This window comes from Rhizobacter koreensis, assembly GCF_013366375.1.
Classification (GTDB): Bacteria; Pseudomonadota; Gammaproteobacteria; order Burkholderiales; family Burkholderiaceae_C; genus Schlegelella_A; species Schlegelella_A koreensis.
The window spans coordinates 168,920-191,063 of record NZ_JABWMJ010000009.1 but is presented as its reverse complement, the minus strand read 5'-3'; the positions used below and the strand labels follow the sequence as shown (position 1 = coordinate 191,063).

Below are 22,144 nucleotides of genomic sequence, written 5' to 3'. Positions count from 1 at the left end.
TGGCGATGCGCGGCTGAGGCCGACGGCGCCGCGGGGTCGCGGTATCGACGTCCCGGGCCGCGCGCCCGGGGCGCGCTTCCACATCGCGCAAGCCCGGGCACACGGCGGCACGGTACGTGCCACACGAGGGCCTTCGTTCAGCCCCTACGCCGCACCATGCAGCCCACGATCACGCACCAGCCCGACCAGCATCGCTTCGTCGCCGAACTCGACGGCGCCCGGGGCAACCTCGCTTACGAGCTTGGCGACGGCCTGATGACGATCACGCATACGCACGTCGCGTCCGAACTCGAGGGGCGGGGCGTCGGCGCCGCGCTCGTCGAAGCGGCGCTCGACCTTGCGCGCAGGCAAGGACTCAAGGTGCGGCCCGTCTGCTCGTACGCGAACGCGTACATGAAGAAGCACCCCGAGGCCGACAAGCTGCGCGCCTGAGCGGGGCTCGACGCGCCTGCCGATCGGCCCGCGGTCGCCCGCTCGGCGCGGACCACGCGGACGATCGCGCCGAGGTCGGCAGCCTCGGCGTCTGCCGGAGCACTTGACCGGCCCGGCTCGTGCGGCAATCGGCAAGGGCCGATCACCGCTGCCGCACGACGATCAGCCCGGCGACTTGAAGGTCAGCCGGTTGTTCACCGACTTGACGCCGTCGACGCCCTTGGCGATCGACTCGGCGCGCTGGGTGAGCGCGCGTTGCTCGAGCGAGCCGTTCAGGGTGACGACGCCATCCTTGCTGTCGACGTCGATCGCGAGACCCTTCACGTCGGGATCGGCGAGCAGCGCCGTCTTGACCTTGGCGGTGAGCGCGGCGTCGCCGAGCACCTCGCCGGCACGGTCGGCGGCGCGGCCGGCGCTGTCGGCCGCGCGGTCCATCGCACGTCCGGCGCTGTCGCCGGCGCGGTCGAGCGCGCGGCCGGTGCGATCGGCCGCCGACGAGGCCGAGCCGGTCACCACCGCCGAGGTCGCCGGCGCCCCGACCGTCAGCCGGTTCTCCACCGAACGCACGCCGTCGACGCCGCGCGCGAGCGTCTCGGCGCGCGTGACGTTGTCGGCACTGTCGGCGGTGCCGTTGAGCGTGACGACGCCGTCGCGCGAGTCGACGTCGATGCGCATGCCCTTGACGCTCGCGTCGGCGAGCAGTGCGGACTTCACCTTGGCAGTGAGGGCGGCATTGGCGACCGCGCCCCCGGCGGCATCGAGGGCGGCCGACGCGCTCGTGCTCGGCGCGATCGTCGTCGTGGTGGTGGTGCCGGTCGGCGTCTGGACGGTCGTGGTGCGCTGTTCGCAGGCGCTCAGCAGCGCGGCGGCGATGGCGATCGCGGCCGTGATCGGGGTCGTGACGTTCGGGCGAGACATGTCGATTCCTTTCGAACGGCCGCATGGGAAGCGCGGCCCGTTTGGACAGCCCGCACGATGCCCGCGTGCCCGGCCGACGTGTGTAGGTCGCCTCAGCGCGCTCGTGTAGGTGCGGATCGGCGCGCGGCGTCCGCGCGCGGACGAGCAGGCTCGCGCCGCGTCCCCGCTGCACGAGCCGGACGCCGGCAGGGCCGCTCTACACTTGCGCCCCATGGACCTCTCCCGCTTCCCCCGCCGCATCTACACCGAACACCCGACTCCGATCGAGCCGCTGCCGCGCTTCAGCGAATGGCTCGGCGGCCCGGAGATCTGGATCAAGCGCGACGACCTGCTCGGCCTCGCGCCGGGCGGCAACAAGACCCGCAAGCTCGAATTCCTGGCCGCCGACGCGCTCGCCAAGGGCGCCGACACGCTCGTGACCTGCGGCGCGCCGCAGTCGAATCACTGCCGCATCACGCTCGCCGCCGCGGTGAAGGAAGGCCTGCGCTGCCGCTTCGTCATCGAGGAGCGGGTGCCGAACAGCTATCGCGAGGACGCGAGCGGCAACAACTTCATGTTCCGCCTGCTCGGCGTCGAGGCGGTCACCGTCGTCCCGGCCGGCACCGACATGACTGCCGCGATGCAGAAGGTCGCGGACGATCTCGCCGCCGAAGGTCGCAAGGGCTACATCATTCCCGGCGGCGGCTCGAACGCGCTCGGGGGGCTCGGCTACGTCGCCTGCGCGCAGGAGATGCAGCAGCAGTGGTTCGAGAAGCAGCTGCGGTTCGACCATTTGGTGGTCGGCTCGGGCAGCTCGGGCACGCACGGCGGCCTGCTCGCCGGCTTTCTGGGCAACCGCATCGACGTGCCAATCACCGGCGTCGGCGTGAGCCGCGACCCCGCCGACCAGGAGCCGCTGGTGCACCGCGAGGCGCAGGCAGTGGTCGACCTGCTCGGCCTCGACATCCAGGTTCCGCGCGAGGCGGTGGTCAGTGTCGGCGGTTATTGGCAGCCGAAATACTCGGTGCCGAACGCCAAGATGGTCGAGGCGGTGCAGGCGCTCGCCCGCACCGAGGCGATCCTGCTCGACCCGGTCTACACCGGCAAGGTGATGGCCGGCCTCATCGGCCTCGCGCGCCAGGGCCGCTTCAAGGCCGGCGAGCGCGTGCTGTTCCTGCACACAGGCGGCGCGCCGTCGGTGCACGCGTACGAAGCCGAGCTGCTGGGCTCGATGCCGGTCGCCGACTGACGGCAAGGTTCACAGCAGGTCCTCGCTGACCAGGCGCGCCGCGAGGCGCAGCCACAGCGAGTGACGTGCCCCGCCAGCCGGTTCGCTCGCGTGCACGGCGCCGCGGGCGGCGTCGCCGGCGACCCACTCGATGCGCCGGTCGTCCTGCGCAAGGCGCAGGCGCCAGCTGCTCGGCAGGCGCTCGTGCTGCAGCAGGCTCGTCACCTCGGCGGCGAGCGGCGCGCTGTCGATGACGAGCCCGATCTCGGTGTTCCAGCGCGCCGAGCGGCGGTCCATGTTCATCGAGCCGATGAAGAGGTGCCGGTGGTCGACCACCGCCACCTTGGCGTGCAGGCGGCCGAGCGAGCCGTGGAAATCGAGCGTGGTCTCGTTGCGCCGGTTCTGGTCGGTCGGCATCAGCTCGTAAAGGCCCACGCCCATGGCGAGCAGGCGGCTGCGGTGGCGTGCATAGCCGAGGTGGACCAGCGGCTCGTCGGTGGTGGCCAGCGAGTTGGTCACCACCGAGAGGCGCACCCCGCTCGCGACCGCCTGCCGCATCACATCGACGCCGCGCGCGCCGGGAATGAAGTAGGGCGTCGCGATCAGCACGTCCTCGCGCGCGCTGCCGATCAGGTCGAGCGTCGCGCTGCTGACGGCGCTCTCCTGCGGCGCCGCTTGCGTGGCGACAGCGACCTTGCCGGGCAGGTCGGCGAGCACGCGGGCGCGGCCGAGGTGCTGGTCGATGCGGCCGGCGTCGAGCTCGGCGCTCACGGCGCCGGCCGCGTGGCGGTCGTCGCCGTGGCCGGCGAGCGCTCGCGCGAGGCTGTCGCGCAGCGCCGGAGCCGTGCGACCGCTGACCACGCTGCGCGCGGGGTATGCCTGCTCGCTGTTCCAGTAGCGGTCGAACACCGCCGACAGCTCGCCGACGACGGGGCCGGAAGCCAGCACGTCCATGTCGATGAAGTTGGCCGGCGCGCCGCGCCCGAAGTATTCGTTGGCGACGTTGCGCCCGCCGGTGACCGCGAAGCTGTTGTCGGCGATCAGCAGCTTGTTGTGCATGCGCCGGTTGATGCGCGAGAACTCGTGCAGCGACAGCAGCACGCGCGAGGCGACGCCGCCGCGCCGTGACGGCAGCGGGTTGAAGAGGCGGACCTCGACGTTCGGCAGCGCTTCGAGACCGGCCAGCAGCGCGTCCTGCCCGCCCGCGTAGAGGTCGTCGATCATCAGCCGCACGCGCACGCCGCGCGCCGCGGCGTCGCGCAGCTCGCCGAGGAACTCGAGCCCGGTGGCGTCGCTCGCGATCAGGTAGTACTGGACGTCGAGGCTCTTTTCGGCGCGGCGCGTCAGGCCGATGCGCGCGTCGAGCGCGTCGGCACTCGAGGCGAGCAGGCGAAAGCCCGAGCGTGCGTCGCCGCCGTCCGGCAGCGACGCGGCGGCGACGCGCGCCAGCGCCGTCGAGGCGACGTCGTCGAGCGCGTGCGAGGTCGGGCGCTCGACGGGGCTCGGCAGGCTCGCGCAGCCGGCGAGCGCGAGCATCACCACGGGCAGCGCGCGCAGCAGCGTGCGCAGGGCGCCGAGCCATCGTGGGCGCGCAGCGGCGGGCGGTGGGTCGTGACCGGCTTGGTGGAGGTGGTTCATCGCAGCTCCTTCGTTCGCGGCGCGGGCAGCGCCTCGCAGGGTCGGCAGTGTTCGAGCGCCCGGCCGAGCGTTCCATCGCTCGGAAGAGCCATCCGGCGCGTGCCGTTGCTCGGTTTTCGGTCAATGCCGCGGTGCGCGCATCCGCAGTCGGCATGACGGCGCGCTTGCCGAGTCGCCACCGCGCCAGCGTGCTCGGCCTGCGCGACGCATACTCCAGAGAGCCGCGATGCATCCATGGCTTGGGTGATGAAGGGCGGCGTATACAAGGGCGTGCGCGGCACGGCCCATCAGGAGGAGACAGAACCGATGAAACGAGGAACCTGGGGCGCCGTCGTGCCCGCGCTGGCGCTGGCCGGCGTGCTCGGCGGCTGTGGCGGCAGCGACGACGACAGCTCGCCGGTCGCGGTGACGAGCCTCTCGTCGCCCGAGAACCTGACCAGCGGCGGCGACTCGCTGCTTCGCATCACGTCGACCATCACCGACGCGCTGCCTGCGGTGGTCGTCACGCTCAACGGCAGCGACGTCAGCACGAGCTTCCAGAAGGCCGCGGACGGGCGCACGTCGACGGGGCTCGTGACGGGCATGAAGCTCGGCGAGAACACGGTCGAGGTGCGCGAGGCCGGCGCCACCGGGCGGCGCCTGGCCAGCCTCACCCTCACCAATCACCCGTTGCAGGGGCCGGTGCTGTACGCACCGCAGGAGGGAAGCTTTCACTGCCAGACGCACCAGTTCACGGTGTACCCGGGCGGGCCGCGGCTGAGCGAAGCGCCGAGCACCGACCCGAACTGCGTCGTGCCCACGCGCATCGACTGGGTCTATCACGACAGGACCCGCGCCGGCACCGCGGTCTGGCAGAAGTACGACCCGGCGGCGCCGCCGCCGAGCGTCGAGACCACGACGCTGCAGGACGGCCGGCAGGTGCCGTACATCGTGCGGGTCGAGACCGGCGTGATCAACCGCGGCATCTACCAGATCGCGATGCTCGCGAATCCGGCGACCGACACGGCGCCGAGCCCGCTCAAGGCGCCGAGCTACTGGAACGGCAAGCTGGTCTATCCATTCGGGCAGAGCTGCGGCAGCGGCTGGTACGTGCAGGGCACCGCGATGGGCCCGGTCGGCGGCTCGGCGAACTCGTCGAACGGCGCCAGCGGCGACAACAACGCACTCAACGACCTGCCGCTCGGCAAGGGTTTCGCGGTCGCCAACTCGACGCTCAACTACTTCGGCCAGAACTGCAACCACATCATCTCGGCCGAGACCATGATGATGGTCAAGGAGCGGGTGGTCGAGGGCTACGGGCCGGTGCGCTACACCATGGGCTGGGGCAACTCGGGCTCGGCGATGCAGCAGAGCATGATCGCGGACGCGTACCCGGGCCTGCTCGACGGCAGCGTCACCCTCAACGGCTTTCCGGACAACACCAACCCGGCGAGCGTCGACAGCCGCCTGCTCTACAACTATCAGCTCAACCACACCAAGGGCGGCACGACCGAGAACGGCACCTACACGCCGGTGCCGAACACCGCGTACAGCCCGGTCTACGACAACGCGACCGCGGCGCGGCGCGCGGCCGACCCGACGCTGCCGCTCTGGAGCAATGGCGAGATCGCGGCGGCGTCGGGCTTCTCGACGTACCACAGCGTGCGCCAGCAGGCGAGCTTCTGGGCGGGTCGGACCGATTCGGTGCTGCGCCCCGCGAATGCCGGCGACCGCGACAACGTGACCGGCGGCGCCGGCAACAGCTCGGTGTTCAACGCGATCATCGGCGCGCAGGAGAAGTACAGCCCGCCGAACGCGGTGACGAGCGCACCGCTCGGCCAGCTGCCGGCACCGCCGGTCAGCACGCTGGCGCCGAACCCGACCGGCCTGCGGCCCAACGTGGCCGACCACAACCGGAACACGCTCGGCGTCGACGCCAACGGCTTCGGCCGCTCGTACACCGCCAACGTCGGCGTGCAGTACGGGCTCAATGCGCTCAACAGCGGCCAGATCACGATGGCGCAGTTCATCCACCTGAACCAGCGCATCGGCGGCTTCGACATCGACGGCAACCTCACCGCCGCGCGGGTGCAGCCCGACGCGACCGGCCTGCGCAACGCCTACCGGAGCGGGATGATCATGTGGGGCGGCGCGGGCCTTTCGCAGACCGCGATCCTCAACATGGACGGCCTCAACAACGAGGCCACCGGCGCCGGCGACCTGCACCTCAAGTTCTTCCACTTCATGGTGCGCGCGCGCCTGATCGCCGCCGCCGGGCACGCCGACAACCACGTGATGTGGAATGGTCAGGCCAATGTGGCGGCCTTCACGCAGGACCCGCACGCGCATCCGGCGAGCCCGGTGCAGGCACCACGCCCCGCGTCGAGCGGGCGCACCGTGATCGTGGCCCAGAAGGCGTTCGACGCCATGGATCAGTGGCTGACCGCGGTCAGCAACGACCGCTCGAATCTGAGCCGTGCGCAGAAGGTGGTCCGCAACAAGCCGACCACGCTGGTCGACGGCTGCTACGGCGCGACGACGCCGGGCGCGGCCGACGACTTCATCGCGGAGCGCCAGCTGTTCGGCGGCTACAACAGCGTGTTCCGGCGCGGCAACGGCAGCAACTCGCCGGCCGGCACCCTCGACATCGGAGCGACGCCGACGCGCTGCAACGCGAAGTACCCCGCGTCGTCGTATCCGCGCTTCGAGGCCGGCGAGCCGCTGCAGGGTCGCACCATGCAGTGCACGTTGAAGGCGGTGAGCGCGGCCGACTACGCCGGCTATGCGGCGCTCGACCCGACGTGGACCGGCAGCCGGCGCGACGGCGACCTCGCGGCGATCGCGGCGGCGTTCCCGGGTGGCGTGTGCGACTACTCGAAGCCCGGGCTCGAGGAGCAGCCGCTCGCGGGCACCTGGATCCAGGTGACCGGGCTCGGCCAGATGCGCGCGCTGCATCCGCTCGAGCGCTGAGCACGGTGCTGCGTCACCGGCTCGTGCCGGCGGCGCAGCTCGCGAACCGCTGCTCGCGCCGTCCCGCGACACGCTCGCGCGGCGACCGCTCGAAGCGCCTCGCCCAGCTGCGCGTCGGCGAACCGCTCTACCGCATGCGCGGTGCGCTGGCTTCGAGCGCGGCCAGGTCGAGCCGCCCGAGGTCGTCGGCGAGCGTCGCCAGCACCTGGTCGAGCGCCGCGCCGAGGCCGTCGACGACGGCGCGCGCGGACGTGTCGGGCAGGGCGACGCGCTGCTCGACGAGGCGGTCGTAGACCAGCCGGTCGGCGGGTGGGTCGGTCGCGACCAGGTAGAAGTGGATCGCCAGCACGGCGGCCGGCGCCGCCTTGTGGCGCACGTCGCCGAGCATCTGGGTGACGACGCCGCGCAGCTGGTAGCGCCCGGCCACGCGCGGATCGAGCGCGATGCTGCGGAACGGCCGCGCAGCCGTCAGGTAGGCGCCGACGCGCTCGCGGACCATTGCGCCGGGCGCGACGAAGAACTCGTTGTAGAAGTCGGACTGGTAGTTGACTTCCGTGGTGCGGAACACGATGCCGCGGCCCTCGAACGGCGCGACGACGCCGAAGCTGCCGATGCGCAGCGTCGCCGCGTGCGGTCGCGGCGAAGCGGTCGGCGCCGCCCGCGACGCCAGCATGAAGGACTCCTTCACCGGCGGCGGCTGGGTGAGGCCGCAGCCGGCGAGCAGCACCAGTCCGACGAGGACCGCGGCGACCTGGCGCGTGCGCGCGCCCACGCGCCAGGTGGTGTGCGGCAGGGAGAGGTGCTGCTCGGTCATCGGGATCGTCACGGTTCGATACGGCGCGGCGGCTCGCCGCGCAGGATCTGCGACGGGTTGCGCCGCAGCTCGTCGGTGAGGATGCGCAGGTTGTCGGTGGCCTGGCGCAGGTTGTCGACCGTCGTGCCGATGTCGTCCTGCTCGGCGTCGACGAGTCGATTGAGGCGCTGCACCAGCTGCTGACCTTGCCCGAGCGTGGTCTGCAGGCCTTCCGATTCCGCGAGGCGCCGCAGCTGCGCCGACGCCGCGGCGGCATCGCGTGCGGTCGCCGCCAGGTCGGCGGGGATGCGCTTGAGCGCCGGGTCGCCGAGCACCGCCTGCACGCTGCCGATCGTGCCCTGCAGGCGCTGGTTGGTGGTGCGCAGCTCGGCGAGCAGCTGCGTCGTCTGCGCGCCGAGCCGCTCGACCGGCAGCTGCTGCAGCAGGTTGTCGGCGGTGCGGGTCAGCGCGATCACGTTGTTGACCATGCCCTCGATGTCGAGCGCGTCGAAGCGGCGCGCCAGGCCCTCGGCCACGCTCGTGATCTGTGCGACCAAGCCCGGCGCCGACGGCACGTAGAGGTTCTCGGGCACCCAGGCGATCGGCAGCACCGGGCTGCGCGCAGGGTCGGTGTAGTCGAGCTCGAGGAAGTAGATGCCGGTCACGCCCTGCAGCGTGTTCTTGACGCGCAGACCCCGGTCGACCTGGCGCTGCAGCGCCTCGCGGCCGACGTCGCTGCCGCGCAAACCGACGAGCTTGGGCTCGACCTCGCCGATCACCAGCACGTACGACCTGCGATCGGCGAGCGGCTTGTCCTGCTCGTAGCGCACGTAGCTGAACGAGATGTTCTTGACCCGTCCGACCGTCACGCCGCGGTACTTGATCAGCGAGCCGACCTCGAGGCCCTGGATCGTCGAGTCGAAGTAGGTCTCGATCAGCAGGCGTTCCTTGAACAGCGAGCCGGCGCCGAGCGCGACGACCAGGGCGACCAGCGCCACCACGCCGCCGATCATGAACAGCCCCAGTCGGAAGTAGCGCGGCTTCTCGGTCATGGATTGACGACCTCCCGGTGAAAGAACCGTCGGACCCAGGCGTGTTCGCTGTGGTCGCGCAGCTCGCGCGGATCGCCGGCCGCGACGATACCCTTGCTCGCCCCGTCGAGCATGACGACGCGGTCGCCGATGCCGAAGATGCTTTCGAGCTCGTGGGTCACGATGACGAAGCTGACGCCGAGCTCGCGCGAGAGGCGCAGCAGCAGCTGGTCGAGCTCGGCCGAGGTGATGGGGTCGAGCCCGGCCGAAGGCTCGTCGAGGAACAGGATCTTCGGATCCAGCGCCATCGCGCGTGCGATCGCGGCGCGCTTCTTCATGCCGCCGCTCAGCTCGGCCGGCATGCGTGCCTCGGCTCCGCCGAGCCCGACCTGCGAGAGCTTCATGCGCGCGACGAGATCGATCGCGTCCGGCGGCAACGCGGTGAACGCCTCCAGCGGCAGCACGATGTTCTCGAGCAGCGTCATCGAGCCGAAGAGGGCGCCCGACTGGAACGAGACGCCGAACTTGCGCAGGATCCGTTCGCGCGCCGCGCCGGTGGTGCCCACGAGGTCGTCGCCGTCGATCAGAACGCGCCCGGCGAGCGGCTCGTACAGGCCGATGATGTTCTTGAGCAGCGTGCTCTTGCCGCTGCCGGAGCCGCCGAGGATCATGAAGATCTCGCCGCGTGCGACGTCGAAGGTCACGTCCTTCATCAGGATGCGATCGCCGAAGCCGGCCGCAAGGCCCTCCACGCGGATGATCGGCGCCGGGTCCATCAGATGCCGAGATAGAAGAAGACGACCGCGAAGATGCCGTCGGCGACCACGATCAGCACGATGCCGCTGACCACCGCGCTCGTCGTCGAGAGGCCCACCGCCGCGGCCCCGGTGCGCGTCTGCAGGCCGCGCAGGCAGCCGACGCCGGCGACCAGCAGCCCGAACACCAGCGACTTGCCGAGGCCGGTGAAGAGGTCACTCAGGTCGACGATGTTGATCACCTCCCGCCAGTAGCTCGCGATCGTGATGTCGAACGTCGCCATCACGAGCGAGCCGCCGAAGAGGCCGATCAGGTTGGCGAAGATCGAGAGAACCGGGATCACCGCCACTGCCGCGATGACGCGGCTCACGACCAGGAAGCGCGTCTTGTCGAAGCCCATCGTGTCGAGGGCGTCGATCTCCTCGTTGATCTTCATGGTGCCGATCTCGGCGGCGAACGCGGCGCCCGAGCGGCCGGCCAGCATGATCGCCGTCATCAGCGGGCCGAGCTCGCGCAGCAGCGACAGGCCCACGAGGTCGGCGACGAACACCTCGGCGCCGAAGCGCTGCAACGCCGTCGCGGCCTGGAACGCGAGGATCACGCCCATCAGGAAGGCGATGAGGCCGACGATCGGCAGCGCGTTGACGCCCGCCTCCTGGGCGGTGCCCAGCACGTCGCGCCACCGCACGCTCGCCGGCCGGCGCGCCGCGCGGGCGAGGGCGAGCGTGGCCTCGCCGACGAACTCGATCACGCTGCGGGTGTCGCGGCCCCACTGCGCGGCCGCGCGGCCGATGCGTTCGGTGGCGCGCGGCGAGGCGCCTTGCGTGCGTTGCGGCGCACGAAGGTCCGCGGCGTCGAAGCGGGCGACGAGTTCGCGCACTGCGTCGGGCAGTGACCGCACGTGCACCGCGGCGCCGGCGCGCCGCGGCTGGCGAAGCAGGTTGATCAGCAGCGCTGCACCGGCGGTGTCGCAGTACGTGATGCCCGCGCCGTCGATCCCGACCGGTTGGTCGGGGTGACGCGCCAGCGTCGCGAGCGCGTCGCCCCAGAGCCTCGCCAGGGCGCGGGCGTCGAGCCGACCGGCGATGCGCAGCGTCGGCGCCGCCGGGTCGGTCACGTCCTCTTCGATCGACGCCGCCGCGTCGGTCATCCGTGCAGGCCCGGGCCGCGCGCCTGCGGGCCGGCGCCGATCTGCGCCGCCGCCTCGCAGCCGAAGGGCTGCCGGCGTATGCGTGCCGGTGTCGGGCGTGCGGCGGTGCGCGAATCCATGAACCCATGATAGGGGTCCGACCCCGCCGACTCGGCTCGCCACCCGGCGCTCGAGGTCGCGGGAATGTCCGGCTCGACGTTCAGCGGGTTGAACTCGCGCCCATTTCGGGCACGTGCATTGCCGACCTGCCCGACCGCCCGTGCCGACGGCACCCGCGGGGACCCGTGCGGCACGAGGCCGTGCGGCGAGGATCCCGATGCCCGGCTGCGGTCGGCGCGGCAAGCCGCCACCCGTCGCCGCTCTGAGGCAGCCCGCGCCCGCATGCGTGATGCATCTCCACCCCGCCGACGCCGCCGCGCCGGCGTCGTCGTGCTGGCCCTCGTCGTGCTCGCGATCGTCGCGTTCGCGGCGCTGGCCTGGCGCCCGGCGATCGACCCGGTCGCGCCGCCCGCCCGCACGAGCTTCGACGCGGCCCTCATCCAGCGCGGCGCCGTGCTCGCGAATGCCGGCAACTGCACCGGCTGCCACACGGTCGCCGGCGGCTTGCCGTTCGCCGGCGGTCTTGCGCTCGCGACGCCGTTCGGCACGCTCTACTCGACCAACATCACGCCCGACCGCGACACCGGCATCGGCCGCTGGTCGTTCGAGGCGTTCGAGCGCGCGATGCGGCGCGGGGTCGATCGCGCCGGCTCGCATCTCTATCCGGCGTTCCCGTACACGCACTACACGCGCCTCACCGACGACGACGTGCGCGCGCTCTACGCGTACGTGATGACGCGCACGCCGGTGCGTGCCGAGGCGCCTGCCAACCAGCTCGCGTTCCCGCTCGGCTTCCGGCCGCTGCTCGCCGGCTGGAAGCTGCTGTTCTTCCGCGAGGAGCGTTTCCAGGCCGACGCGAGCCAGGCGGCCGAGTGGAACCGCGGCGCGTACCTGGCGGAAAGCCTCGGCCACTGCAGCGCGTGCCACTCGCCGCGCAACGCGCTCGGCGCCGAGCGCCGCGGCGAGCACCTCGGCGGCGGCGATGCCGAAGGCTGGCATTCGCCGGCGCTCAACGCGAACTCGCCGTCGCCGCTGCCGTGGACGGTCGACGCGCTCGCGACCTACCTGCGCACGGGCATCGCCGCGGACCACGCGATCGCCGGCGGGCCGATGCAGGGCGTGGTGCGCAGCCTGCAGCAGATCCCTGCCGACGACGTGCGCGCGATCGCGACCTACATCCACGCGCGCATGGGACCGGCGGCCGAGCCGCGCCAGGCACGCGCCACGGCGAGCGTCGAGCGCGCGCGGCAGGCGCCGTTTGCGGTAACCGGCATCGGCACCGGCGCGTCGGCACCGGCACCGGCGGCCTCGGGTCCGGGCGACGACGCGTTGCTGCAGCTCGGCGCGCGCGTCTATGCCGACGCCTGCGCGAGCTGCCACGCGATGGGCCGCGAGCTCTCGTCGGGCAGCGGGCTGCAGCTGCCGCTCGCCATCGCCCTGTACGAGCCCACGCCGGCGAGCCTGATCCGCATCGTTCGCGAAGGCATCGCGCCGGGCGAAGGCGAGCGCGGCCGCTGGATGCCGTCGTTCGCCGGCGCACTGACCGACGAGCAGATCGCCGCACTCGCCCAGTACCTGCGTCGCGCCGGCGCCGGGGCGCCCGCCTGGCCCGACGTGGCCGGCGAAGTCAGGAAAGCCCGCCACCCATGATCACCCTCCACGTCAACGGCGCCGCGCGCCAGGTCGACGCCGAACCGGATACGCCGCTGCTCTACGTGCTGCGCGACCACCTCGAGCTGAACGGCGCCAAGTACGGCTGCGGGCTCGGCCAGTGCGGCGCCTGCACCGTCATCGTCGACGGCGAGCCGGTGTTCTCGTGCCTGACGCCCGTCTCGGTGCTGCCGGGGCGCCGCATCACCACGCTCGAGGGCCTGGGCGACGCCGCGAACCCGGGCCCCGTGCAGGCGGCGTTCATCGAGGAGCAGGCCGCGCAGTGCGGCTACTGCATCCCCGGAATGATCATGCGGGCGCAGGCGCTGCTGCAGAAGAACCCGGCGCCGACCGACGCGCAGATCCGGACGCACATGAACCCGAACCTCTGCCGCTGCGGCACCCACACGCGCATCCTGCGCGCGGTCGGCCGCGCGGCCGAGCGCATGAAGGGCAGCGCGACATGAGGCGACGCGGCTTCCTGGGCGCCGGCGGCGCGCTGGTGATGAGCTTCTCGCTGCGCGCGGCGCAGCCCGCCGCCGGCACCACGACGCCGCGCGCCGAGCCGCAGAACCTCGGCGAGGTGCCGGTGCAGAACGCCAAGCTGCCGGGCAGCCTCGAGCAGCAGCCGCTGCTCGACGCCTGGATCCGCATCGCCGCCGACAACAGCGTGACGGTCGTCACCGGCAAGGTCGAGCTCGGTCAGGGCATCAAGACCGCGCTGCTGCAGGTCGCGGCCGAGGAGCTGATGGTCGACCCGGCGCGCATTAGGCTGATCACCGCCGACACCGGCGACACGCCGAACGAGGGCTACACCGCCGGCAGCTCGTCGATGTCCGACAGCGGCACCGCGCTCATGAACGCGGCGTCGCAGGTGCGCGCGATCCTGCTCGGCCGGGCCGCCGAGCGGCTCGGCGTGGCCGTCGGCGAGCTGACCATCCAGGACGGCACCGTCGTCGGGCCCGGCGGCAAGCGCGTGACCTACGGCGCGCTGGTCCAAGGCGACGTGCTGCACGTCAACGCCGAGCCGCGCTCGCCGCTGCGCGACCCGCGCTCGCGCAGCGTCATGGGCAAGCCGATGCGCCGCGTCGACATCCCGGCCAAGGTGACGGGCCAGCCGATCTACGTGCAGGACTTCCGCCCGCCCGGAATGGTGCACGCGCGCGTGATGCGGCCGCCGAGCTACACCGCGCGCCTGGTGTCGATGGACGAAGCGGCGGTGCAGCGCCTGCCCGGCGTGCTGAAGATCGTGCGCAACGGCAGCCACGTCGCGGTCGTCGCCGAGCGCGAGTACCAGGCCGTCAAGGCGGTGCGCGCGCTGGCGCGAAGCGCGCGCTGGGAGCAGCGCGCCGAGCTCGCCGGTCCGGCCGACGTGTTCGCGCAGCTCGAGCGCCTGCCGGCCGAGCGGCGGCTCGTCGTCGACAGGCCCGAGGGGGCGCCGGGCGGCCGCACGATCGAGGCGACCTACCGGCGCCCGTACCAGATGCACGCCTCCATCGGTCCCTCGTGCGCGGTCGGCCTCGCCAGGGACGGCGGCGTCACGGTGTGGACCCACAGCCAGGGCGTCTATCCGCTGCGCGGCGCGCTCGCCGAGATGCTGTCGCTGCCGCCCGAGCAGGTGCGCTGCATCCACATGGAAGGCTCGGGCTGCTACGGCCACAACGCCGCCGACGACGTCGCGGCCGATGCCGCGCTGGTCGCGGTCGGCTTTCCAGGCCGCCCCGTCCGGGTGCAGTGGATGCGCGAGGACGAGCACGGCTGGGAGCCGTACGGCTCGGCGATGGTCGGCACCGTGAGGGCGCGCCTCGGCGACGCCGGCGAGGTGCTCGACTGGCGCTACGAGGTGCGCAGCGGCTCGCACCTCACCCGGCCGGGCAAGGCCGGCAACCTGGCGCCGGCCTGGCACCTCGACCCGCCGTTCGCGCTGCCGACGCCCAAGCCGCTGCCGCAGCCCGCGGGTGGCGGCGACCGCAATGCGATCCCGTACTACACGTTCCCCGTGTCGCAGGTCGTGCACCACTTCATCCCGGCGATGCCGATGCGGGTGTCGGCGCTGCGCGGGCTCGGCGCGTATCTGAACGTGTTCGCGCTCGAGTCGTTCATGGACGAGCTGGCGGCCGCCGCGAAGGTCGACCCGGTCGAGTTTCGCCTGCGCAACCTGTCCGACCCGCGCGCGCAGGACGTCATCCGAAAGGCGGCCGAGCGCTTCGGCTGGAGCAGCTTTCAGCGCGCGCCCGGCCGCGGCCGCGGCTTCGCGTTCGCGCGTTACAAGAACTACGCCGGTTACTGCGCGATCGCGGTCGAGGTCGCGGTGCAGCGCGACACCGGTCGCGTGCACGTGCGGCGTGCGATTGCGGCGGCCGACAGCGGCGAGGCGGTCAATCCCGACGGCATCCGTAACCAGATCGAGGGCGGCATCGTCCAGTCGCTGTCGTGGACGCTGTACGAGGGCGTCGTCACCGATACCACGCGCGTGACCAGCCTCGACTGGGGCGGCTATCCGATCCTGCGCTTCCCGGCGGTGCCCGACCACGTGGAGGTGCACCTGATCTCGCGTCTCGGCACGCCGTTCCTCGGCACCGGCGAGGTGTCGCAGGGGCCGACCGGCGCGGCGGTCGCCAACGCGATCGCCGATGCGGTCGGCGTGCGCCTGCGCGACCTGCCGCTCACCCGCGAGCGCGTGCGGGCGGCGGTCGGCGTGTAGCGACCCGCCGCGTCAGGGCGCCCGGCTGATCCGGTAGATCGCGTTCGACGTCACCGAGACGACGTAGAGGTTGCCGTCGGGCCCCTGCTCGATGCTCGGGGTCGCGCCGAAGCCCTGCCCGACCTTCAGCGATTCGCTTTCGGTGCCCTCGAACTTCTGCGCGCGGAACAGGTTGTCGGCGACCTTGTCGGCAAGGCGCGGGTCGGCACTGGTGTCGATGTTCAGACGGTCGGCCGTGAGGCGCAGCCGATAGAGGCTGCCGCCGTTCGCGCCGACCTGCGTGAACGAGCGCGCCGAGCCGATCCAGAGCGTGCCGGCGTACTCGGCGCCGAGGGCATTGCCCTGCACGAACGTCGTTCCCGAGGGGCCGGTCTCGTAGCGCCAGCTGAACTCCGGGTCCTTGTAGACCGCGCCCGGCAGCATGAAGAGGCGCGACAGCGCGAGGTTGGCGGTATAGGCCGCGCGGGTGGGCGGATAGCGCACCTGCTGCAGCGCGCTGCCGAACTGCGTGGTCTCGATCGTCTTCCAGTCGGGCATTCGCGCGGTCGGGCCGGCGAACTGGATCCAGCCGCCGTTGAGGCCGGGCACCACGCGGTTCACCTCGGCGTAGGCGTCGTCGGCGTTCTCGGTCTCCCAGAGGAACCCGCCCTGCGGGTCGAACGCCATCCCGAAGCCGTTGCGCATGCCGTAGGCGAACACCTTCTGGATGTTGGCGCCGACCTCGCCGCCCAGCGTCGCGCCGGCCGTGAAGAAGGGGTTGTCGGCCGGCGCGCTGCCGTCGTCGTTGAGACGCAGGATCACGCCGGTGAGGTGCGCGTTGTCGGGCTGCGGCCCGCCGAAGGTGTCGTCGACGAGCGGCGGGGTGAGGAAGGGGCCGTTCACCAGGTTCTGCATCCAGCCGCGCCGGCCCTGGTCGCCCATGTAGATGTAGAGCTTGCCGTCGGGGCCGAAGCGCATCACGCCGCCGTTGTGGTTGCCGTTCTCGTTGCCGTTGGCGGTTCCGGGGTGGCCCGTGACCGGCACGTTGTCGGTCTGGCGCGAGCGCAGCTGGACGATGTTGATGTCCTGCGCCAGCGTCGTGCCGTTCCACACGAAGCGATCGACGCGGTTGCCGAGCAGCGGCACGTCGGCGACGGTGGTCGAGTCGGCGCCGGTCGAACTCTGCGTCCAGCGGATGTAGACGTGTGGCGTCGCCGGGAAGTTGGGGTGCAGCACCAGGCTGAGCAGCCCGCGCTCCGAGTTCGAGTTCACCGGCAGGTCGAGCACCGGCGTCGTCTGCAGCACGCCGCCGAGCACCCGCTTGACCTGCCCGGAAGCCTTCTCGAGCACCCAGTAGTCGTTGACGCCGTTCACGAAGACGATGCCGATCGGCTGCGCGATGCCGGTGTTCAGCACGGTCGTGACCCGCAGGTTGGGGTCGAGCATGTTCGGCACTTCCTGCGCGACGGCAGGCAGCGCGAACGCGGCGAGCGCGAGCGCGGCGACGGCTCCGCCGTGACGGCGGCCGCTCGGGCCGGAACGAAACTTTTTCATCGGGGCCTCCTGTCGGTGGGTCGGCTCGTGAACGTCGGCGAGCCCGGGCGATCGGACGAGCGATCGAAACGAGGAAAGCGGAACGAGGAAACGGAACGATGCCCTCGGCACGGCCGCGGTCGGCTCGCGAGCCGCCCGGCCGCGCGCCGGCGACGCGGGCGAGCTCAGGTGCGGCGCGTGCGGACGGCGGCGCGGCCGCCGCGCCAGCCGAGCCACAGCGGCAGGGCGGCGGCGAGCAGCAGCAGCGTCGAGCCGGGCTCGGGCACCGCCGCGACGATGGACACGTTGTCGACGCCGGCGCGCAGGGTGAACACGTTGTCGGTCTCGGCGAAGCGCAGGCGCAGCGTCTGCCCGGCGTTGGCCGCGAGCAGGTCGCCGATGTAGGTGGAGATGGTGGTGTAGCCGCTGGTCAGCGGGCTGCCCGGCGTCGACACGAAGAGCGTGCGCAGGATGTCGCTGCCGGCCATGGTGAACGGGTCGACGGTCGGCCGCACGATGTCGACGCGCACCTGCTGGTTGAGTGTCGGCGTCGCGAAGTCGAGGGTGTTCGGCGCGAAGAAGGCGCTCGCGTCGTTGGCGATGAAGAGGTCGAAGCGCAGCAGGCCCGAGCCGGCGCTGGCGACGAAGTCCTGGTACAGCAGGTGCGCGCCCGGACCCTGTGCGTCGGTCATCGCGGCCGTCGTGCCGCCGGGCGGCGGCGGCACGCTGAAGCCGTTGACCGGACTCGCGGTGCCGGTCTGCGCCGCGAAGGTGCCTTCGCTGCCGAGCTGGTCGACGCGGGTCCATCCCGCCAAGCCCGACTCGAAGCCGCCGTTGGCGATGACCGGCAAGGCATGGCTCGGCAGCGTGGCGCCGACGAGGAGCAGGGCAGCAGCGGTCAGCCGGATCGACCCGTACAGGTTGCGCATCGAACGTTCCTCCAGCAAGCAGTTGAAGCCGTGGCGGTGCGCTCGAGAGGACGAGAGCGGCCGTGGGCCGCTCCGGCGAGCGCCGGGGCGATCCTTATAGCACCGCGGGGGCGGGGCGAAAACAGGGTTGCCGAGGCGGGTCAGCCGGCACTTGCGTAGGGCCGCGTGATGATCTCGAGAACGTGCCCGTCGGGGTCGTCCCAGTACACGCCGCGGCCGCCGTCATGGTGGTTGATGCGACCCGGCTGGCGGTGGGCCGGATCGGCCCAGTACGCGAGGCCGCGCGCCTGGATGCGCCCGAAGATCGCGTCGAACGCCGCGTCGTCGACGAGGAAGGCGTAGTGCTCGACGGTGAGCTGCGGCCCGGCCTCGATGAAGTCGAGCGTGACGCGATTGTCGAGCGCGACCGCATGGAACGGCCCGAGGCGCACCGGCGCCGGTCGCCCGAGCAGGTCGGCCAGCCAGTGCGCCGACGCTGCCGGGTCGCGCGCGTGCACGATGGTGTGGTTGAGTTCGATCGGCATGGCGTGGCGAGCCCGAGGTGCGGTGGATGCCCGCGCGGCGGGTCTCGCTGCCTGCAGCGGTCCGGTACGCGGGCGCGTGCGCTCATCGTCGGCCCGAGCGAAGGCTTGCGTCAACCTCGTCGATCGAACGCTGTCGCAGCGAGCGCGGTGCTCGCCTTCGATCGCAAGCCCGTTGCGCCGTGCGTCGTCAGCGTGAGCCCGTGCGATCGCGCACCTCAGGTCGCGCCGGTCGGCACTCGCACGAGGCTTGCAACGCCTGTCGGCGCGTGCACGCTGCAGCGCCGCGCGGGTCGACACCGCGTCGCGGGCATCCGTGTTGCCGACGCACCGCAGACGCGGCGAGCCGGCCCGCACGAGACGAAAGGAATGCCGATGGACACCAACTGGTTCGAACGCTTGCGGCAACTCGACGAGCAGCGCCCGAGCGTGCCCGGCGAGCACTGGGTCACCTTGCTCGCCGGCATCTGGCTGCTGACCCGCGGGGGCGGTTCGGGCCTGGCTCGCGCGGCGCGGCTGGCGGCCGGCGCCGCGCTGGTGTGGCGCGCGGCAAGCGGTCGCGACGGCCTGGCCGGCGTGCTCCGCGAGGCGCGGCGCGAACCCTGACCTCGCGGGACTCGGGCGGCACGTCAGCGCCGCTCGGCGCCGCGTCAGCGGCAGCTGGCAGGCGTTCGGCGGCGCGCGTGTGGCTCGATGCGCAGCACCGCGGCGGGCCGCCGCGCGCTGGCGATCGTGCGCTGCGCGCAGGTCTGCGTCATCCGGCCGCTCGTTCGACCTTCATCCACGCCTTGCGCGCGCGCTCCACGAGGCGCGGCGACCCGGCGTGCTCGGCCCACGCCTCGAACGCCGGCGTCGGCCCCGCCCAGCGCAGCTCGTCGACGTCGTCGAACAGCGCCGCGTCGGCGCGCAGGGTTGCCAGGTCCTTGAAAAGCAGCGCGAGCTCGCGCTGCGCGCCGAGCACGCTCTGCGGGAACGACTCGATCGGGCCGTGGCGGTTCAGCAGCTGCGCCGCGCCGACCGGGCCGATGCCGCGGATGCCCGGGTAGCCGTCGGCGGTGTCGCCCACCAGCGCCAGGTAGTCGGGGATCTGCGCCGGGACGACGCCGAACTTGACGCGCACCGCGTCGGCGTTGCGGATCTGCTTGCCCTTGCGGTCGACCTGCACCACGCGATCGCCGTCGACGCACTGCGCGAGATCCTTGTCGGGCGTCCAGATGCAGACCTTGTCGACGCGCGGGTCGGCGCTGGCGAGATGCGCCGCCGACGCGAGGGCGTCGTCGGCCTCGAGCTCGGTCATCGCCCAGGTCGCGACGCCGAGCGCGCGCAGGCCCTCTTCGAGCGGGTGGAACTGAGCGAGCAGCGCCGGCTCGATGCCTTCTCCGGTCTTGTAGCCGTCCCACAGCCGGTTGCGGAACGACTCGATCACGTGGTCGGTCGCGACGCCGAGGTGCGTCGCGCCCTGTTCGATCATCTCGAGCACCGTCTGCAGCACGCCGACCGCGCCGCCGAACGGCCGGTCCTTGCCCTTGGTGAAGCGGCGCAGTCCGTGGAAGTGACGGAACAGCTCGTAGGTGCCGTCGACGACGTGGACGATCATCGGCGCCGGGGGCTCGTTTCGGAGTTCATCACGCGACCGATGCCGCCTGGCCCGCGCCGGTCGGCGCCGCGCCGTCGGTGCCGCGCTCGATCGCGGCGGCGAGCACCTCGACCGAGCACGGCTTGGGAATGATCGCGAAGCCGTGCCCGGCGATGGTGTCGAGCTGCTCGGCGTGTCCCGTCATGACGACGATGCCGACGCCGGGGTAGGTCGCGCGCACGTGCCGGGCGAGCTTGAGGCCGTCGACCTCGCCCGGCATCACGACGTCGGTGAGCACCAGGTCGGGCAGGCGCGACTGGCGCGCCAGCCACTCCTCGGCCGCGCGGCCGCGGTCGAGGCGGACGACGCTGCAGCCGATCGACTCGAGCAGCGGCTGCAGTGCGGCCGCGACGGCGTCGTTGTCCTCGACGACCAGCACCTTCTTGCCGAGCGCGCGCCGCGCCGCCGGTGCGGGCGCGACCGCATCTTCGGCGGGCTCGTCGGCGGCAGGGAAGTAGAGCCGCACGGTGGTGCCGCGGCCGGGCTCGCTCTCGATCGTCGCCGTGCCGCCGGCACGCCGGCACAGGCCGTACACCTGGCTGAGTCCGAGCCCGGTGCCTTCGCCCACCGGCTTGGTGGTGAAGAAGGGCTCGAACACCTTGTCGATCACCGCGCCGTCGATGCCGGTGCCGCTGTCGACCGCCTCGATCAACACCGCCGGGCCTTCGCGCATGGCTGGCACTGCGTGCCCGACGTTGCAGGCCGAGAGGCGAAAGCGCCCGCTCGCCGGCATTGCGTCGCGCGCGTTGATCGCGAGGTTGATGAGCCCCAGCTCGAGCTCGGCGGGGTCGACCCGAATCGGCCGGCAGTCGGCGTCGACGCTGACGGCGAGCTCGATCGGCGCGCCGAGCACCGGCGCCAGAAGGGACGCCAGCGCGGGGAGCCGGTCCTGCAGCCGCACGTGCTCGGGCACCAGCGCCTGGCGACGCGAGAACGCGAGCAGCTGGCGCGTCAGCTGCGTCGCCGACGCGACGGCGCGATCCATCGACTCGACCTGCTGGGTGCCGGCGTCGGGGTGGCGGTGCCTGAGCACGAACAGGTTGCTGCTGATCACCATCAGCGTGTTGTTGAAGTCGTGCGCGACCCCGCCGGTCAGGCGGCCGAGCGCCTCGAGCTTCTGCGCCTGCAGCAGCGCCTCCTCGACCTGGCGGCGCGCCACCATCTCGTCCTGCAGGCGGCGCGCCGAGCCGAGCGCCTCGCGCGTGCGGCGCAGCGCGACCCGAGCGGCGAGGAAGAGACCGATCAGCGGCGGCACGCCGAAGGCGGCGAGCCAGGCCATTTCCTGCAGCCAGCGCCGGGTGATCTCGCGCACTTCCATGCCGCTACCGAGGTAGACCGGGTAGTCGCCGACCCGGCTGAAGCGCAGCAGGCGCTCGCGGCCGTCGACCGACGACACGCCGTGCGCGTCGCCGCGTGTCTGGCCGGCGCGGATGCGCGCCATCACCGGGCTGCTCGCCGCCAGCGCCGACGGCGCGCCGGGCAGCAGCGGCCAGCGCGTGAGGATGAGGCCGTCGTCGCGAAGCATCGTGATCGCCAGGCCCGGTTCGTCGGCGACGAGGTCGCGGTGGAACTGCTCGAAGGTCGCCGGCCGCACCGTCACCGACACCGTTCCGGCGAAGCGCCCATCGGCGTGAACGCGCGCGCGGCTCATGTCGATCGGCCTGGCGGCGCCCGGCGCGGCAGCCCGCACCGAGAAGTGCATGCCGGTCGGGGCGAGGCGCGTCCGGTCGAATGCCGCCGGGGCGGGGTCGGCGGCGCTGCCGACCGCGGCCAGCAGCCGACCGCCGTCGGCGCTGCGGACCTCGATCGCCTGCACCTGCGGCCTGTTGCGCGTGACGCGGCGGAACTCTTCCTCGAGCACCGGCGCGCGCTGCGCGAGGCGCGCCGGCGCGTCGTCGCCCAGGGTGTCGAGCGCCTGCTCGAGCAGTGCGTCGTTGGTGTCGAACACCTTGAGCGCGTGCTCCACGGCGATGCGCAGGGCACGGTCGAGCCGCACCTCGGTTTCGGCACGCAGCTGGCGGTACCGCATCGCGCCGACGGTCGCGTAGACGGCGATCAGAACCACCACGCAGGCGGTGGCCAGCATTCGCAACGACAGCAGCGGCTTGGGGTCGGTGCTGGCGGACGGCGTGGCCGGCGCGGTCAACATGCGGGGTTCAAGCGGAGGTTCAGTGACGAGGCGCGAGCGACGCCGCCGCAGGGCGGGCGCGGCGAGCATA

The 22,144-nt window shown here is 72.3% G+C and carries 18 protein-coding genes and 1 pseudogene; 7 read left to right on the top strand and 12 right to left on the bottom strand.

All coding sequences use genetic code 11. From position 1 onward, the window contains the following. Nucleotides 1-150: 150 nt before the first annotated feature. Nucleotides 151-432 (top strand): annotated as a pseudogene (locus tag HQN59_RS18860) (GNAT family N-acetyltransferase); the annotation flags it as partial. A 162-nt stretch (nt 433-594) separates the two neighbouring features. On the opposite strand, the gene HQN59_RS18855 reads toward HQN59_RS18860, so the two are convergent. Beyond that, nucleotides 595-1,350, bottom strand: a complete 756-nt coding sequence (locus HQN59_RS18855) for a BON domain-containing protein (protein WP_176070667.1) — start codon at nt 1,348-1,350, stop codon at nt 595-597. Between the two features lie 211 nt (nt 1,351-1,561). Here HQN59_RS18855 and cuyA point away from each other — a divergent pair, with 211 nt between their 5' ends. Beyond that, nucleotides 1,562-2,578 carry a D-cysteate sulfo-lyase gene (gene cuyA / locus HQN59_RS18850; protein ID WP_176070666.1) on the top strand — a complete coding sequence of 339 codons (1,017 nt, stop codon included), beginning with the start codon at nt 1,562-1,564 and terminating at the stop codon, nt 2,576-2,578. 9 nt (nt 2,579-2,587) lie between these two features. Here cuyA and HQN59_RS18845 read toward each other — a convergent pair whose 3' ends face one another. Then, nucleotides 2,588-4,195: a phospholipase D-like domain-containing protein gene (locus tag HQN59_RS18845; protein WP_176070665.1), complete on the bottom strand. Its 1,608-nt coding sequence runs from the start codon at nt 4,193-4,195 to the stop codon at nt 2,588-2,590. A 306-nt stretch (nt 4,196-4,501) separates the two neighbouring features. Here HQN59_RS18845 and HQN59_RS18840 point away from each other — a divergent pair, with 306 nt between their 5' ends. Then, entirely contained in the window at nt 4,502-7,144 is a 2,643-nt protein-coding gene (locus HQN59_RS18840; RefSeq protein ID WP_176070664.1) for a DUF6351 family protein, read from the top strand. A gap of 127 nt (nt 7,145-7,271) precedes the next feature. Here the strand turns inward: HQN59_RS18840 and HQN59_RS18835 are convergent, their stop codons facing one another. Genes HQN59_RS18835 through HQN59_RS26575 form a run of 5 tightly spaced genes read right to left on the bottom strand, consistent with a single transcriptional unit; the run spans nt 7,272 to nt 10,993 of the window. Beyond that, complete coding sequence (locus tag HQN59_RS18835) at nt 7,272-7,970, bottom strand: ABC-type transport auxiliary lipoprotein family protein (protein WP_176070663.1); 699 nt, start codon at nt 7,968-7,970, stop codon at nt 7,272-7,274. Continuing rightward, nucleotides 7,967-8,989, bottom strand: coding sequence for an MlaD family protein (locus tag HQN59_RS18830; RefSeq protein ID WP_176070662.1), 1,023 nt, complete (start codon nt 8,987-8,989; stop codon nt 7,967-7,969). Before HQN59_RS18830 ends, HQN59_RS18835 begins: the two co-directional genes overlap by 4 nt. Continuing rightward, a complete protein-coding gene (locus HQN59_RS18825) occupies nt 8,986-9,744 on the bottom strand; it encodes an ABC transporter ATP-binding protein (protein WP_176070661.1) in 759 nt (252 codons plus the stop codon). Before HQN59_RS18825 ends, HQN59_RS18830 begins: the two co-directional genes overlap by 4 nt. Beyond that, the gene (locus HQN59_RS18820; RefSeq protein ID WP_176070660.1) at nt 9,744-10,874 is read right to left on the bottom strand and encodes an ABC transporter permease; all 1,131 of its coding nucleotides are present in this window, start codon (nt 10,872-10,874) and stop codon (nt 9,744-9,746) included. Before HQN59_RS18820 ends, HQN59_RS18825 begins: the two co-directional genes overlap by 1 nt. Next, nucleotides 10,871-10,993, bottom strand: a complete 123-nt coding sequence (locus HQN59_RS26575) for a hypothetical protein (protein ID WP_259372748.1) — start codon at nt 10,991-10,993, stop codon at nt 10,871-10,873. Before HQN59_RS26575 ends, HQN59_RS18820 begins: the two co-directional genes overlap by 4 nt. 310 nt (nt 10,994-11,303) lie before the next feature. Between HQN59_RS26575 and HQN59_RS18815 the strand changes: the two genes are divergently transcribed. The 3 genes from HQN59_RS18815 to HQN59_RS18805 are packed head-to-tail and all read left to right on the top strand — an operon-like array spanning nt 11,304 to nt 15,327. Next, complete coding sequence (locus HQN59_RS18815) at nt 11,304-12,623, top strand: c-type cytochrome (protein WP_217704212.1); 1,320 nt, start codon at nt 11,304-11,306, stop codon at nt 12,621-12,623. Next, nucleotides 12,620-13,090, top strand: a complete 471-nt coding sequence (locus tag HQN59_RS18810; RefSeq protein WP_176070658.1) for a (2Fe-2S)-binding protein — start codon at nt 12,620-12,622, stop codon at nt 13,088-13,090. The genes HQN59_RS18815 and HQN59_RS18810 overlap by 4 nt, the downstream gene beginning before the upstream one ends. Next, nucleotides 13,087-15,327: a xanthine dehydrogenase family protein molybdopterin-binding subunit gene (locus HQN59_RS18805; protein WP_176070657.1), complete on the top strand. Its 2,241-nt coding sequence runs from the start codon at nt 13,087-13,089 to the stop codon at nt 15,325-15,327. Before HQN59_RS18810 ends, HQN59_RS18805 begins: the two co-directional genes overlap by 4 nt. 12 nt (nt 15,328-15,339) lie before the next feature. Here the strand turns inward: HQN59_RS18805 and HQN59_RS18800 are convergent, their stop codons facing one another. The 3 genes from HQN59_RS18800 to HQN59_RS18790 all read right to left on the bottom strand — a co-directional run bounded on the left by HQN59_RS18800 (nt 15,340) and on the right by HQN59_RS18790 (nt 18,292). Next, complete coding sequence (locus HQN59_RS18800) at nt 15,340-16,860, bottom strand: PQQ-dependent sugar dehydrogenase (protein WP_176070656.1); 1,521 nt, start codon at nt 16,858-16,860, stop codon at nt 15,340-15,342. A 164-nt stretch (nt 16,861-17,024) separates the two neighbouring features. Continuing rightward, nucleotides 17,025-17,768, bottom strand: a complete 744-nt coding sequence (locus HQN59_RS18795; RefSeq protein WP_176070655.1) for a hypothetical protein — start codon at nt 17,766-17,768, stop codon at nt 17,025-17,027. Nucleotides 17,769-17,908: 140 nt separating this feature from the next. Further along, complete coding sequence (locus tag HQN59_RS18790) at nt 17,909-18,292, bottom strand: VOC family protein (protein ID WP_176070654.1); 384 nt, start codon at nt 18,290-18,292, stop codon at nt 17,909-17,911. A 372-nt stretch (nt 18,293-18,664) separates the two neighbouring features. Here HQN59_RS18790 and HQN59_RS18785 point away from each other — a divergent pair, with 372 nt between their 5' ends. Next, nucleotides 18,665-18,895, top strand: coding sequence for a hypothetical protein (locus HQN59_RS18785; RefSeq protein ID WP_176070653.1), 231 nt, complete (start codon nt 18,665-18,667; stop codon nt 18,893-18,895). A gap of 148 nt (nt 18,896-19,043) precedes the next feature. Here HQN59_RS18785 and HQN59_RS18780 read toward each other — a convergent pair whose 3' ends face one another. Continuing rightward, nucleotides 19,044-19,886, bottom strand: a complete 843-nt coding sequence (locus HQN59_RS18780; RefSeq protein ID WP_176070652.1) for a 5'-3' exonuclease — start codon at nt 19,884-19,886, stop codon at nt 19,044-19,046. Between the two features lie 28 nt (nt 19,887-19,914). After that, nucleotides 19,915-22,074, bottom strand: a complete 2,160-nt coding sequence (locus HQN59_RS18775) for a response regulator (RefSeq protein WP_176070651.1) — start codon at nt 22,072-22,074, stop codon at nt 19,915-19,917. Nucleotides 22,075-22,144: the final 70 nt, after the last annotated feature.

Excerpts from the sequence above, each read along its gene's own strand:
- HQN59_RS18810 (WP_176070658.1), top strand. The coding sequence starts at position 12,620 with ATGATCACCCTCCACGTCAACGGCGCCGCGCGCCAGGTCGACGCCGAA.
- HQN59_RS26575 (WP_259372748.1), bottom strand. The coding sequence starts at position 10,993 with ATGGATTCGCGCACCGCCGCACGCCCGACACCGGCACGCATACGCCGG.
- HQN59_RS18845 (WP_176070665.1), bottom strand. The coding sequence starts at position 4,195 with ATGAACCACCTCCACCAAGCCGGTCACGACCCACCGCCCGCCGCTGCG.
- HQN59_RS18790 (WP_176070654.1), bottom strand. The coding sequence starts at position 18,292 with ATGCCGATCGAACTCAACCACACCATCGTGCACGCGCGCGACCCGGCA.
- HQN59_RS18825 (WP_176070661.1), bottom strand. The coding sequence starts at position 9,744 with ATGGACCCGGCGCCGATCATCCGCGTGGAGGGCCTTGCGGCCGGCTTC.
- HQN59_RS18830 (WP_176070662.1), bottom strand. The coding sequence starts at position 8,989 with ATGACCGAGAAGCCGCGCTACTTCCGACTGGGGCTGTTCATGATCGGC.
- HQN59_RS18795 (WP_176070655.1), bottom strand. The coding sequence starts at position 17,768 with ATGCGCAACCTGTACGGGTCGATCCGGCTGACCGCTGCTGCCCTGCTC.
- cuyA (WP_176070666.1), top strand. The coding sequence starts at position 1,562 with ATGGACCTCTCCCGCTTCCCCCGCCGCATCTACACCGAACACCCGACT.
- HQN59_RS18800 (WP_176070656.1), bottom strand. The coding sequence starts at position 16,860 with ATGAAAAAGTTTCGTTCCGGCCCGAGCGGCCGCCGTCACGGCGGAGCC.
- HQN59_RS18855 (WP_176070667.1), bottom strand. The coding sequence starts at position 1,350 with ATGTCTCGCCCGAACGTCACGACCCCGATCACGGCCGCGATCGCCATC.
- HQN59_RS18820 (WP_176070660.1), bottom strand. The coding sequence starts at position 10,874 with ATGACCGACGCGGCGGCGTCGATCGAAGAGGACGTGACCGACCCGGCG.
- HQN59_RS18780 (WP_176070652.1), bottom strand. The coding sequence starts at position 19,886 with ATGATCGTCCACGTCGTCGACGGCACCTACGAGCTGTTCCGTCACTTC.
- HQN59_RS18785 (WP_176070653.1), top strand. The coding sequence starts at position 18,665 with ATGGACACCAACTGGTTCGAACGCTTGCGGCAACTCGACGAGCAGCGC.
- HQN59_RS18775 (WP_176070651.1), bottom strand. The coding sequence starts at position 22,074 with ATGTTGACCGCGCCGGCCACGCCGTCCGCCAGCACCGACCCCAAGCCG.
- HQN59_RS18805 (WP_176070657.1), top strand. The coding sequence starts at position 13,087 with ATGAGGCGACGCGGCTTCCTGGGCGCCGGCGGCGCGCTGGTGATGAGC.
- HQN59_RS18840 (WP_176070664.1), top strand. The coding sequence starts at position 4,502 with ATGAAACGAGGAACCTGGGGCGCCGTCGTGCCCGCGCTGGCGCTGGCC.